10 protein-coding genes are annotated in these 14053 nt (G+C 40.3%); 5 read left to right on the plus strand and 5 right to left on the minus strand.

Annotation, left to right across the window (positions count from 1 at the left end; genetic code table 11):
* Positions 1 to 430: 430 nt before the first annotated feature.
* The 5 genes from LNTAR_RS06630 to LNTAR_RS06650 all read right to left on the minus strand — a co-directional run bounded on the left by LNTAR_RS06630 (position 431) and on the right by LNTAR_RS06650 (position 6166).
* The gene (locus LNTAR_RS06630; protein WP_007277890.1) at positions 431 to 1678 is read right to left on the minus strand and encodes an IS1182 family transposase; all 1248 of its coding nucleotides are present in this window, start codon (positions 1676 to 1678) and stop codon (positions 431 to 433) included.
* 300 nt (positions 1679 to 1978) lie between these two features.
* A complete protein-coding gene (locus tag LNTAR_RS06635) occupies positions 1979 to 3388 on the minus strand; it encodes an arylsulfatase (protein WP_007277891.1) in 1410 nt (469 codons plus the stop codon).
* A 145-nt stretch (positions 3389 to 3533) separates the two neighbouring features.
* A complete protein-coding gene (locus LNTAR_RS06640) occupies positions 3534 to 3836 on the minus strand; it encodes a hypothetical protein (protein ID WP_157473333.1) in 303 nt (100 codons plus the stop codon).
* 135 nt (positions 3837 to 3971) lie between these two features.
* On the minus strand, positions 3972 to 5312 hold the full coding sequence (locus LNTAR_RS06645) for an IS701 family transposase (RefSeq protein WP_274377922.1): 1341 nt from the start codon (positions 5310 to 5312) through the stop codon (positions 3972 to 3974).
* Between the two features lie 164 nt (positions 5313 to 5476).
* Positions 5477 to 6166, minus strand: a complete 690-nt coding sequence (locus tag LNTAR_RS06650; protein WP_007277894.1) for a sialate O-acetylesterase — start codon at positions 6164 to 6166, stop codon at positions 5477 to 5479.
* Positions 6167 to 6344: 178 nt separating this feature from the next.
* Here LNTAR_RS06650 and LNTAR_RS06655 point away from each other — a divergent pair, with 178 nt between their 5' ends.
* From LNTAR_RS06655 to LNTAR_RS06675, 5 genes are all read left to right on the plus strand, one after another.
* Complete coding sequence (locus tag LNTAR_RS06655; protein WP_007277895.1) at positions 6345 to 7553, plus strand: DUF1552 domain-containing protein; 1209 nt, start codon at positions 6345 to 6347, stop codon at positions 7551 to 7553.
* Between the two features lies 1 nt (position 7554).
* Positions 7555 to 10776 carry a DUF1588 domain-containing protein gene (locus LNTAR_RS06660; protein WP_007277896.1) on the plus strand — a complete coding sequence of 1074 codons (3222 nt, stop codon included), beginning with the start codon at positions 7555 to 7557 and terminating at the stop codon, positions 10774 to 10776.
* An 84-nt stretch (positions 10777 to 10860) separates the two neighbouring features.
* Positions 10861 to 11637 carry a type II secretion system protein gene (locus LNTAR_RS25275; RefSeq protein ID WP_007277897.1) on the plus strand — a complete coding sequence of 259 codons (777 nt, stop codon included), beginning with the start codon at positions 10861 to 10863 and terminating at the stop codon, positions 11635 to 11637.
* An 85-nt stretch (positions 11638 to 11722) separates the two neighbouring features.
* Positions 11723 to 12487, plus strand: coding sequence for a type II secretion system protein (locus tag LNTAR_RS25280; RefSeq protein ID WP_007277898.1), 765 nt, complete (start codon positions 11723 to 11725; stop codon positions 12485 to 12487).
* A gap of 38 nt (positions 12488 to 12525) precedes the next feature.
* Positions 12526 to 13971 carry a sulfatase gene (locus LNTAR_RS06675; protein WP_007277899.1) on the plus strand — a complete coding sequence of 482 codons (1446 nt, stop codon included), beginning with the start codon at positions 12526 to 12528 and terminating at the stop codon, positions 13969 to 13971.
* The last annotated feature ends 82 nt before the right edge of the window (positions 13972 to 14053 follow it).

The raw sequence follows: 14053 nt of genomic DNA on the forward strand, positions 1-14053 counted from the left end.
TGATAGCATTTTAAAATGCAGGCCGTAGGCCGACCTGCAGTGAGCGAAGCGAACGATCTGACAACTTTCTTCTCCCACACGCTGAAGAGGCTGTGTGAAAAACAAGCGCCGTACTCTATTCCAGCTAAATTTTGTAGAGCACATTAATTGTGCTCTACATTTATCAAAAATGATCTCCAAATCGTAGCTAATGTATTTATTATGCTTTGATAAGGCCATTAATTTGCAATATGTACTCACCTTTTCGTCAAGGATTTTCATCAAGCCATCAAATTTCATAATGTTTAAAACTCGTTTCAAATTATAAGCCAAATGTGCAAGCGAGCATTCAGCCTGGACCATTTCCTTACCGCGAACTAAAAAACCATTGGTAAGAAACTGAGTTTTAATTGTCCCATATGGGTCTCAACGGTTCCTTTACGTGTTGCCATCATCTCTTTGTTTTCGAGAATCCTTTGTGTTGCTCGTTCTTGATATTGCTCATACTCCCAACGTGATAAAATGCGTTTTTTGCTTTCGTACAACGGTGCTTTATCGAACAGGTTTCACATGCATTTTTGTTAGCATATTGATTAAATAATCGGCCTCTTTGGGATGTAGTTCTAATTTTCTTTAAAGTACTTTTATTGGCGCACAGATAAGTATCTTTTTGCGGATCATAAATAAAGGCTTCTTTCCCATACATTCCTTGTTGTACATTTGATGACTTATTAACCGTCGGTAAGTAGGGGATCATCCCCATATCTTCGCAATCCTTCAAGTCATCTAATACATAGTAACCAGAATCCGCAGGAAGATTACATGGTTCTTTTAGGTTCAGTAATTTTTTTGTTTTTTTAGCCATTGGAGCAAGAAGTCCTAAATCATTGACTTTGTCCGTAACTTCACAGCATACTATGAGCTTATGAAGACTATCAACAGACGTTTGAACATTATATCCTACAGAGGACCTGCCTCTTTTATGGATGGATTTACTATCTTTGTCAGTTAAAGAAAGATGATTATTAGGGGATTCATCCAAAGACTTTTTAAGTTCACTGAGTTTTTCTTTTTCCCGCTGTCTATATTCCAACTTGTGCTCTATATCTTCCTTGCGGTGGTTTTTATCTGGTGCGGGATCATCATCCAACTTCTCAAGCTCTTTAAGGTAGCGTTCGACCAGATCTTCATTTTCCTTCAAATTCTTCTCAAGCTTATTTGAGCTCCAGCTTTTAGAAATATTATTTGAGGCTTTTATTATTGTCCCATCGACAGCAATTGTTTCCCCTGCAATGAGCTTTAATTCACGGCATAATAATGTGAATTGAGCTGTTGCTTGTTTAAAAGCTTTTCGATTGTTTTTGCGAAAGTCGCAAATAGTTTTAAAATCAGGTTTCAAGCGCTTTAACAGCCATATCAACTCTAGATTAATGTGACAGTTTTTTTCCAGTTTGCGCCCTGAACGAATGCCATTGAAATAGCCGTAAATAAAAAGCTTCAGTAAATCCGCGGGATTATAAGCCGCACGACCACGTCCCTGCGGATCTTCTTTGGGAAATTTAAAACCACACTCCCTTAAATTGAGAGAGTCAACAAAATGATCAATTATTCGTACTTCACTATCCGAGTCAATGTAATCATCTAAGCATTGAGGAAAGAAAATACTTTCTCGGCGATCATCTCCTGCTATTAAATTCATTTGTATCTCCTAATAATATCTAGTATAAAATAACGTCTAAATACTAGTATTAAAGATGTACTGTGTTTTTCACACAGTCTCTGAAGCGTGGACTACATACCTAAGCACGAAGTGCGATACCTAAGCACGAAGTGCGATACCTAAGCACGAAGTGCGCTTCCCTAGCACGAAGTGCGCTTCCCTAGCACGAAGTGCGCTTCCCTAGCACGAAGTGCGCTTCCCTAGCACGAAGTGCGCTTCCTATGCACGAAGTGCGCTTCCTAAGCACGAAGTGCGCTTTCTTGAGCGGAGCTAACTGACCTACTTCTTTTCTTTGAGTGGCCAGAGTTCAGAGTCTGTGCGTTCAGTATCTAAGATATTTGTGATGTGTTTTGCGGTGGCTGGATACTTTGCTGAAACATCGTTCTGCTCGGATTCGTCGGAGATTAAATCATAGAGCTTAATGGGGCTATTGACGCCATGGCGAATTGCTTTCCAATTGCCCATACGCAGGGCTTGTTCTGTATAACCACGCTCATGAAATTCCCAGTAGAGGTGCTTATGGACTTGCTGTTTTTCTCCTTTCAAAGCAGGAAGAAAAGAAAGACCATCGATATCCTCTGGTGAGTCCGTATTTGCGATCTCCGCAATTGTGGGCATCACATCCCAAAAGGCTGAAGCATGACTAGATTTAGAGCGTGCTTTCACAACATTTGGCCAGCGCACCATGAATGGGACGCGAATGCCACCTTCAGTTAAGTCACGCTTATAGCCCGTGAGCTCAGCATTGGAATCAAAAAAGTCAGGATCCGCGCCACCTTCCTTGTGGGGACCGTTATCTGAGGAAAACATAATGATGGTATTATCATCAATACCGAGTTCCTCGAGCTTATCAAAGAGGTCTCCAACGCGTTTATCCAAACGAGTGATCATGCCGGAAAAAGCTGCCCGGGGATGATCTTGACTCGCATAGACACCAAAGGGGTTATCAGTGCCATCACCACCCTGCTTTCCCATTACGAAAGGAGTCTCGGGCCACTTTCCTTTGAATTCATTGAGTGAATCATCCGGAACTAAAAGCTCCGCGTGAGGTGTCACAAAAGCCCAAAAAAGAAAGAAGGGTTTATCTTTATTTTCTTCCACAAACTCAATTCCCTTTTCAGCAAAAGTATCGGAAATATAGAGGCCGCGAGCGTCATCCTTATTTTCAGGAATCATAAGCTTTTCGCCATTTTCGTAAATGTATTCTGGGTAATAATGATGCGCGTGTGCCTGATTTAAAAAACCGTAGGAATAATCAAAGCCCTTTTTGCGAGGTTCGCCCGTGGTTCCATCCATGCCCATGCCCCATTTACCGATTAAGCCCGTTGCGTAACCCGCAGATTTCATGACTTCGGCTAAACTCACATCCTCAGGTCTGAGGGGAAGCTCACCGCCAAAACCATGGGGACCCACTTCGTAATTCCCTCTGACTAGGCCATGACCTGAGTGTTTACCCGTCATCAAAGCCGCTCGCGAGGGTGCACATACGGTTGATCCCGAATAATGATCTGTGAAAACCATGCCTTCTTTACCTATACGATCTATATTGGGAGTCGAAAATTTCTTTTGCCCATAGAGGCTTAAGTCACCATAGCCCAAGTCATCCACCAAGAGATAGATAATGTTTGGTTTTTCATTGGCTATTGCACTGCCGGCTACCATTAAAAAAGCGAGTAATTTTTTTAGCATTTTTTACCTTCCTAAAATTTTTGTTTATAATCATTACACGGGGGCTATGAGAAGATCTTGACACAAAGTCGAAAAAAGATGAGAGAAAAATCTAAAACGAGTTCACATAAATCGTCTTAAACTTAGCCCATAAGTTGTGACTATTTTACTTTTTCATTTTCAAATAGGCTTCTGCAAAACGTTCTCCTAAAACCCAAATCCCCTCAGTCGTAAAGTGTACTCCCTCATAAGTAGCTAAATCTTCACTCTCGACTAAGGCCGTAAAAGCCACATTCTCATTAACCTTGCGCAAACTTTTCTTGAGCTCATCGCGCCCTAACTTATTCTTTCCTTTTATTACTACTTTGGGGCGTTTAGAATCATATTGCTCAGATTCAAACGCGGCGTGATCATAAAATATATAACCCCAGATTACCCCCGCCATCAATAGATGGTAGACAGGGTACATTTCGATTTTGTGATGAAGTGGTGGTCTGATTCGACTAAAAAAGCCACAAAAATCATCTGATTTAAACAGCAGGAAGCCTTCCTCTATCTTGATAGAAGAATTTTTGTAAGATTGAGACCGCTTGAATTTTAATTATTAATGTGGAATAGCATCCCGACTGGCATGATCTATACTTTTTTGCCGTTTTATATGCCTTACCTCCATTTGAACACAGAATTCTTCCAAGTTCGTTACTTTCTTGGGCATAAGAAACTCCATAGCTCTTCTAATGTCGGCACAAGATAAAAGAGGCAAGGTGTCTTTACAATCCATACGCTCTTCCATTAAAAATAAGGTAGCGAGCATGCAAAGGCTCATATGGTGATAAAAACCACGATATTTCCTGACTTGGTATTCATCCATAGCCACTTCATTTTTATTGTCCTGGAATGAACGCTCGATCCAGTAGCGTTGCCGATCCATTTGAATCATCTCCTGAAGCGTTTTTGAGCTTGCTGTGTTGCTTATTGTATAAGTGTAATCCTTCAATGAAGTAGTTTGATTATCTCTACAAATTATTAAATCCCACTGTTTTACTTCGCCCGATTCGTCATCATGCAGCCACACTTTTTTTTGGAATGCCTGAACCTTTAATATGCCTTTGGTTGTACTTCTAATGTCAATATCTTCCCAAAGATTTTCTTTAATGGATTCGGCGATACTTTTTACTGTCACACTCAAAGTTTGTGCCCGTAGTTTTGTGGGCTTACGTCCCTTATTAGACTCTCGCTCAGGGAGTTGAAACAAAGGCTCCTCAAGATAAACGTGAATACTATTACGCATTCGCCCCATGACAACTTCCCCTAATTGATCGAGTCTATTGATGAATTTAAAGCTACTCCCATAAAGTGCATCAACTGCAATGAAATCATATACAATACCTTGCGTTCGGGCTTCCATAACGCTTTCTATTGCGAGTTCAATTTTCGTTTTGAATTCTTGTTCATCTTCGGGAATCCCAGCACGATTACAGCGTTCTTTATCTTCGGTCCAGCACTCAGGGAGGAATAACCGGCAGTCAATCAAACTGTTATATGCTCCGCACCCCAAGGATGAAAAAACCGCAACTTGTCCATTGTCTACTTTACCCCGACACCCGAGCCATTGACGTGATACGCCAACAGAGTGCATACCTTTTTTGACGAATGAACTTTCGTCGATATAAAAACCTATTGGCAGTTCGCTTTTGTTGGAGTAGTCCTTCAGTTTACGATTAGCCCTCAAAGCTATTTCAGTCATGAGCTGATTGTGACACCACGGTGATTTAGAGATGAATTGACGAAGTTGTTCATAATTTACGGCGGGGACGCTTTCTTCGATACGCTCTATATTACCTTTCTCGGAGGTAAATAAACCTCCTGTATACATAGACGCAAGTTCATTTGAATCATGAGTTTGTGTCTTAAATACAGCTTTGAAATTATCTAGAAAACCCAATAATCTATTGGGGATTTGACTTAATAATGCTATATTGTCTTTATGCTCATTAGCAGGTGGGGCTTGGGGTCATTTTCGATCCTTTTTTTTGTTGTAAGTGTTTCTTTTTCATGATTTTACTATACTTCACAACCTTGAAATTTCGACCTCTTTTGAGTGCCTTTTTAAACTCCCCAAAGTAGTATTATATGCTGATCAAAAAAAAGGAAGGGTAAGCGAGGTGTATTGAAGTCCTGACGCAAATTATTAATAAAGTTAGTCAAGTTCTTTTCATACGCCTTGGAGAATTCAACAAAGCTACTATCGCGCTCAGTTTGACACCACCACATACCAGAGATGATCACTTCTTTAACGTCCTTTCGTTTTTTTAGATTTTCGATACCTTTATTGACCCCATCAATAATTTCTTGGTAAAGCATTCTTTGGCTCGCTTCTTCGATCCCCAGAGCTTTTAATTCTTCTTTCCATCCAGGCCGGGTGCGATCTTTTCCCCATGCCACAATTGATGTGCCACCTCGTATGCCCACTTTGCAGATGGCAATAATATCATTTGGGTAAGCTTGCTTAAGTTTTTTAGAAAAACTTAACTCCGTTCCAAAAATTGAATTTTGGATTTTAAATTTGACTTTCTTTTTTTTAATCGGCGCCATCGTCATAAATTGCCCCGAATTAAAGGCTAATAAGACTTCTGGATCCAACTCTTTTTGAGATTGCTTCAATTCATCACCATTGCCATTCCCACCCGCATTAGATTGACCTGAGAGAATAAACAAACGCACCGTTTTTGACGCTTCGGCCTGGAGAGTCAGAAAACTCAAAAAAATTAATACTAGAGGCAAAATTGATTTCATCATTATCCTTTTCTTTTAATAAACGTGCTCTGAGCTGAGAACTATACAACGCCCAAAAATTTTATTCCCTCATGAAGGGATTTAAGGTCTGCAATACAAAAATTTAAATAAATTAAAAAATCTGTATAGGTCTTTTATTCACTTGCGTTTAACCATGCAAACTTATTGGAGATAGTTGATTATGCATAGAAGAGATTTATTAAAGTATTCAGCTTTGAGCGCTATATGTCCTACACTTTTGAATGCTAAGAGCAATGAAGCGCGCATTAAACTGAAAAAAAATGTCGTCCTCGTAGAATTAGACTTGGGCTTATTTGAAGATAATTACCGCAATGGTGGCGCTAAGTCTAAGTATATATCAACTATTTTCAAAGACTTTAAAGATGACATGACTTATTTTGAGGGGATTTCTGAACCCGGCATGGGTGGCGGAGGGCATGAACATCAGGCCGCGACATTTACCGGCATGAAATATGAGGATCGTCACATCTATCCTGGACGGACGATGACGAGCCTAGACCAGCATTTAGCCGAAGGCTCCATCCAAACGACTCGACACAAACTTCTGTATCACCAGGTTACGAGAGGTGACCACATGTCATGGAATAAATTTTCACAGCCTATGCCAGCTTCTCTGGGTTCAAATCAATTATACCGTCAGCTCTTCGAAAAAGCAGATCTTCAGGCAGCCAAAGCCTCGATCAAACGCGAACGCGATATTCTCTCTAGCCTAGCTCGAAATTCCAGACGCCGTTGGAAAGGCACTCCCCAAGAACTTGACCTCAAGGCCTCCATCGAATATAAACTAGATATACTCACTGAACAAGAAAAGTGGCTCAAAGTTAAGCAGCCTTATATGAAGAAAGCTTTTAATCAAGATAATGAAAAAGCCCCTCTAAAAAACTGTGCGACAAATTTTCGCTTAATCTACGAGGCACTTGAAAAAGATCAGTCCAAGATTGCTCTTATCCAATTTGGAGGGAATAGAATTACACATGGTTTGCAAGGTGTAAATAGCGGACATCATAGCCTAAGCCACCACGGCTATACCTCAGAGCGAACAAGCGAGCTCGAAATTATTGATACCACTGTATTACGTGGCCTTAAAAAGTTCATGGTAGATTTAAAAGATGGAGGCTTATTTGATGACACCATCGTTTTATTTCATTGCGGCATGGCGGATGCTAATACTCATAGCAATAAATCCGCACCTGCCTTTTTATTTGGCGGAGGCTTTAAGCACAAAACCTCAATCCAATGCTTAGACAACAACAAAAAAATTGTTTACTCCACATCAAATTTGTTCTCCAGTATCCTCAAACAAAGCGGTTTCAGTAATGTCTCCTTTAATAGCAGCAAAACTGTAATCCCCCAACTTTTCCGAGCTTAAAATGAGTCAAGATAACACAAGTCATATGGATCAGCCAAAGCTAAAGATTAGCTCATCTGATAAAGAATTACTCAGGATAAAACTCGCTGAATTAGAAATCCTGGAAGACAAAGTCAGTAAAAATGAACTCAGCGGGGAGCATGCACAAAACCTAATCGCCAGTGTCCTGCAAGAACTCAATGAAATTGAAGAACGAATTTTACAGGACGATAACTTGGCTAAAACACCCAATGATCAGCCCCCTGTGGATGAAACGTATCAACAAGAAATTCCTAGTGATGTAAGTGAACTTAAAGTCATCAAATCCACACAAAATTTAAAGCCCTGGGGAAACGATACTCAAGAGGATGACAGCGATTTAAAAATCACTTTAAAGGAAGATGAAACTGTCCCCTCCCCTCGAAAAAGCTCCATTAAGAAAAAACCTGAGATGACTCCGACGAGTTCGCTGAAAAGAAAGAAAAGTCGCCCCAATAATAAATCAAAATTCAAAAACCCCACAAAAAAGCCCCGTGTCCAAAAGAAAAAGCCTTTTCCAATAAGCGCTCTTATATTTTTAAGCCTCATTGTTTTATGCGGTTATTTTTATAATGATGCTGTGGATTACATCAAGAAACAACGAGCTGAACTCGCCGAAAAAAACAAGCCAAAAGTAAAAAAGTCAGAAGCACCGAAAAAAGTAATACAAAAAAAGGCTCCGGTAAAAAAAGCTCCTAAAGAAGTCGTGCAAACTGAAGAAGCTGTCGAGGTAGATGAAGAAGAGGTAGATAATTCACAATTCTATAATGGCGAAATCAAACACTACAGCTTCAACCAAGTGCTGAGGGACAATTGTATTCAATGCCACGGCAAAGAAGGTGAAAAAGTCGAGGGCAAACTGAATATCGTAAAACTCATGGCTTCCCCCAATGCAAACATAAAAACATGGACCAAGATTTATCATAGCGTCAACAAAGGGGAAATGCCTCCGGAAGATGATGCTCCCGCGTTGGATTTCGAATCAAAAGAACTCGTTCTAAGTTCCATTAAGCATATGCATGACAATTTAAAGTTAACGGCGACAACTCGAGTCCTCACCCCCATTGAAATCCAAAATACCATGGTCGATTTATTCAATATTGACTTAGGTACATACAACCCCTTCAAAACACTTGCCAATTCTTATTCAGAAAAAGAATTCCACACGGGTCAAAGAAAGGTGCTCAGCCCCTATTACATCACTGAATACTACAAAATATTATATGATGTTCTGCAAAGCTTTATTGGCTTGCGTCCTCAAGTCGATAAACTTGATTTAAAGGTCGCAATACCGCAGCATGTACTCATGAATAAAAAATTAAAAAATCATGTTGAATTGCGCTGGCATCAAGCAAAGGATAAGTGCCGTATTGAGTTTGATAATAAAGAAAAAATTAAAGAGCCTAAGAAAAATAAAATCGATGACAATCAAAATGAGAGAGTCAACGAACAACTTGAACGACTGAGCTTACCTGCGGGAACCTATACACTGCGCTTTAAAGCCGCCACTAAGAACATGAATTTAAATAAGCTCAATGTAAAAAAACATGGTCAAGCTACCATTGATGCTTATAAAAATGCTCTTAAAGACTTAGATGATACACTGAGTATTCCCATCAATTTTTATCGGACTCCGCCAGATGTAAGTGACTTTCATGGAACTACAGAATTATTGGAGATCGTGCATATCTCTTCTGAAGGTGAGTACGCTATTGAATTCACTCTCGATCGTCGAGCAGCTGTTGCTTACTCATTAAATTGGAAAAGTCTTCCAGCTATTGGAACTGCTAATAATTTATTAGCTCACCATATACTTGGGGAAGATTATGAAGTCCAAGACAGGGAACGTATCCGTAATAAATTTCTTTATAGCAATGACTATATTTTCCCTGCAGCTAAAATGTGGAACTTTCGCATTGAGGGTCCCTACGACGTTAAACTTCACCCCCTCTCTTTTGATACTGAAACTCGCGTTGGCACCACAGAAGTCAGCCATAAATTTAAGTTCCTTCATCAATTTCTTGGCCTCAAAAATAATATTATTTATGGCTACATCTTCAAAGACTTTCAAACAGATAAAATGAAGTATGAAGATGCCTATAGAAATGCACTCATCATGCTGTTTTTATCCTCTGATTTCCTCACTGTTAATAGAGATGTTAAGAGCCCTGATTTCACTCGTTTTAGCTCCTACTCATTATTAAAGTCTGCTCCTAACGAAGCTTTTACGCACCAATTCACGCAAACGAAAAAAAGACGGGATTCAGAAGCCTTATCTAAATGGCTCATTAAGCACCCAAATTTTGAACGCTTTTTAAAGCCATTTGTCTATCAGTGGCTCAAACTTGGCGAAATCCAAAACAACCTACCTGATGAGCAAGACTTTAGCGTTTTTTATGCAAAAAACTTGAGAGATGCCTACCGCATTGAAGCCGAAAAATTCATACTTCACCTCTTCCGTAAAAATCTTCCCATTAGGGAATTGCTCAGTGCTAATTACTCTTTCGTGAATGAGGATTTAAAGAACTTTTACTCGGGCCAAAACACTCGTGCACGATTAAAACGATCTGAATTGCCCCCTTCAGTCAATCCAGATGATTTTAAATTACATACCTTCACGGACCCCAAACGCGGAGGCCTATTAAATATGGGTGCCTTCCTCACGGCTACAGGCAATGGCGTTGATCCCTTACCCATCCGACGCGCCGCCTGGGTATCGGAAAATCTTTTAGATTCACCCTTGCCCAATCCGCCAGATGTTGACGTGAGTAAATTTGAGCTCGACAAGTCCGCCAATACCCTGCGTCAACGCCTTGAGGCTCACACTCAAAACCCCGCTTGCCATTCCTGCCACAAACGCTTAGATCCCTTGGCAATCTTACTTGATAGGTACAATACCATTGGCGGTGATAATCATCATTTCCGACAAGAGACAGTAATGATCAATCAACAAAAAGTGAATGGCCTTGGCGAACTTAAACAGTATTTGAAGAGCCACGAACAAAATATGGCTCGCGCTTTCAGCAAAAAACTCATCTCCTATATGCTAGGAAGAAACGTCAATATTGCGGATGAAAAGTACCTCGATGCGATTATTAGCGACACCAAAGAAAACCAATTTCGCATGGGTGATATCTATCAAGCGATTATCAAATACTATTATTTAGAAATCCCCCCTGAGTCTTTTTACACCTCAGCTAAATAAATTCTCAAAAAATATCAAACTTATGTATAGACTTGTTTTTGCCTTTCGTTTCATTTAATATATCTGAATCAAGAGGAAGCCAATATGAAAAAATTTACACTCATCGAATTACTTGTGGTCATTGCCATTATTGGCATTCTCGCCTCATTACTTCTTCCCTCACTTGGGAAAGCGCGTGGAAAATCAAAAGCAGTTGTTTGCCTCAACAATTTAAAATCATTAAATTATGCTTTCTTCCTCTACGCAGATGATAACGAAGGCCATGTTCCCGCTTCACCAAATGTAAATACACCCTGGGATGATCTGCTCATTAGCTATGATGGGCAAAATCGTACTCCGGATGGTGGTGGAGGCTATAAATATGAAGTTTACGGCAATTCACTTAAGCTCTATCAGTGCCCCGAAAATGATTATAAAAAAGAAAGTAATGGCAAGATCAATCGTTCCTATTCGATAAATGCTGGAGTTGATAAGTCAGTTCTTTGGTGGGGTCAACCTGGCATAAGTATGAGTGGCTGGTGGACAGAAAATGCGCTTGGACCGTCAACACTCGAACCATGGTCAATGAAACTATCCGAGATAAACGACTCTGCTACAGCCATCATGTTAAATGAACTCGACACAGATTTTGGTGGGGATTTCATTTTAGGCTATAACGGCAGTGCCGCAAAAACAAGCTCCGGTATTTCTGATCATATTCAAAATAATCCGACTAAACACATCAAAGCCTATTCACAGAATTTTCTCTTCGCCGATGGTCATGTATCATTAATGTCCCTACAAAGCCTCGCAGGCGATAGTGGAGTCGACATGTTCTCAATTTCAAACGCCAACGGCACCTACTTCGACTGTCAGGATTAATAAGTAAAATATATTTTTTTTACCTGTATAGACTTGCTTCTGCCTTTCGATAAATTTAATATATCTGAATCAAGAGGAAGCCAATATGAAAAGATTTACACTCATCGAATTACTCGTTGTTGTCGCCATTATCGGTATCCTTGCGTCACTTCTTCTTCCTTCTTTAGGTAAAGCCAGATCTAAATCAAGGGCCGCTGTATGCCTCAACAATATGAAGTCCTTAAATATAGCCATGGTACTCTACAGTGATGACAATCTTGGCTATGTTCCCGCCGCACCAAGCGTCGCGATCCCTTGGGATGATCTACTTGCAGGATATGATGGGCAAGAGCGTGACACAACGAAAACTGCCTATAGCGATGAAAATTATGGCAACTCTCTCAAACTTTATCATTGCCCTGAAAATAACTACTTAAACCCCTCTGACAAAGTTAATAGATCGTACTCATTAAATGCTGGCATGAATCTCGATGTAGCTTCATGGAAGGGCACCCGTGGCATGAGTATGTTGGGCTGGTGGACTGAAAATGGCATTACAACGGAGCCATGGTCCATGCGTTTTTCAGATGTCAATAATTCTTCAACTGCTATCATGATGCTCGAAGCTAGTTCTGATTACAATAGCTTTTTAACTTTAGGGCAAAATGGTGAATCTGCTTTAAGTATAGAAGAGGCAATGAATCACTTAGAAGCCAATCCAACTAAACATGTCAAAGCCTATTCACAAAACTATCTCTTTGCAGATGGGCATGTGGGCTTTCATTATGCTCAGAGTCTGGGTGCAGAAACTGGAGTTGACATGTTTTCATCAAACGATGCTCGTGGAACCTACTTCGACTGCCAAGATTAAACTTCAAAAATAAACCCCTTTAAAACATCAGGATAGCTATGTCTTTTTTAAAAAGATTTTTAGTCGGAGTATGTCTCATACTCACGACTGGCCTCTGCGCCAAAGAAAACATGAACGTGCTCTTCATCGCCATCGACGATCTCAATGATTGGATTGGTCCAATGGGTGGTAATCCTCAGGTGAAAACTCCTCATTTGGATAAGTTTGCCAATTTCTCTATCGTCATGAATAAAGCTTACTGTCCAGCTACTGTTTGCGGGCCTTCAAGATCTTCATTGTTAACTGGTCGCCATTGCCACAACACGGGTGTTTACGGCAATAGTAACAATCTAAAAAAAGCAAGTAAAACCAAAGACCTGGAAACGCTTCCGGAATATTTTGGTAACCGTGGCTATCACACCCTTACTACAGGTAAAATTTTTCACAAGCACATGACCTCCGAAGGTATGGATGAGGGTCATTGGGCTTTTCATGAAGTGGGAAAAACAAAAGGAAGTGCAGGAGGAATGCTTTGGAAAAAGCAAGCGACACACCCCGATCATAAATATGGCGGTAGTCCAATTCAATGGGGTGCTACCAAAGCTCCTCTCGAAAAAACAAAAGATTACATGAATGCCAAATGGGCTGCTGAACAGTTTGAACGCGATTTTGACGGCAAGCCCTTCTTTATGGCACTAGGGATTTCCAGACCTCACCTACCCTTTTTTGTTCCCCAAAAATACTTCGACATGTACCCACTCGACAAAGTGAAACCGGCACCCGTAAAATTAGATGATTACGATGACATTGTAGATTCAAATGGCAAAGCTTTTTTCAAAGGTCCAGACGCAACCTGGTTAGCTGTAGACAAAAGCAATGCCCATACTGAGCTCAATCGTGCTTACATGGCCTCTGTAACTTATGCTGATGATTGCTTAGGTGTAGTCTTTGACGCCCTTGCTAAAAGCCAATACGCAGATAACACGATCGTCATGCTTTGGGGAGACCATGGCTGGTATTTGGGTGAAAAACTTAAGTATAGAAAAACTGGTCTATGGGAAGAAGCTGCTAGAGTTCCTTTTATGGTTCGCGTACCTGGAGTCAATGAAGGTGTAAAAAGTGATGGTGTTATCAACTTAATTGATATGTACCCTACCTTGATTGATCTCTGTGGTCTTCCGGAGAACTCAAATAACGATGGTCGTAGCTTTGCTAAGCTCATCGCTAATCCGAAAATGACCTGGAATACACCAACTCTAAGTACTATGGGCCACATGAATCACGCCTTGACGGATGGACGTTACCGCTACATTTCCTACAAAAAGGGAGTTCAAGAACTTTACGATCACAATTCTGATCCAATGGAATATAACAACCTCGCAAACAATCCCGAATACGCCGAAATTATTGCTAAATTTAAAAAGCAGCTTCCAAAGAACAATGAGCCTGAAAGTCCACGCAATACTATGGAGAAAAAGAAAAACAAGGCCTCAAAAAAGATCTAAACTTTCCCAAATTTAAAATCGAAAGCCGAAGCCTTGCTTCGGCATTTTTTATTGATCAACAATGATGTATGAAAATTATTCT

The sequence above is a fragment of the Lentisphaera araneosa HTCC2155 genome (genome assembly GCF_000170755.1).
Lineage (GTDB): Bacteria > Verrucomicrobiota > Lentisphaeria > Lentisphaerales > Lentisphaeraceae > Lentisphaera > Lentisphaera araneosa.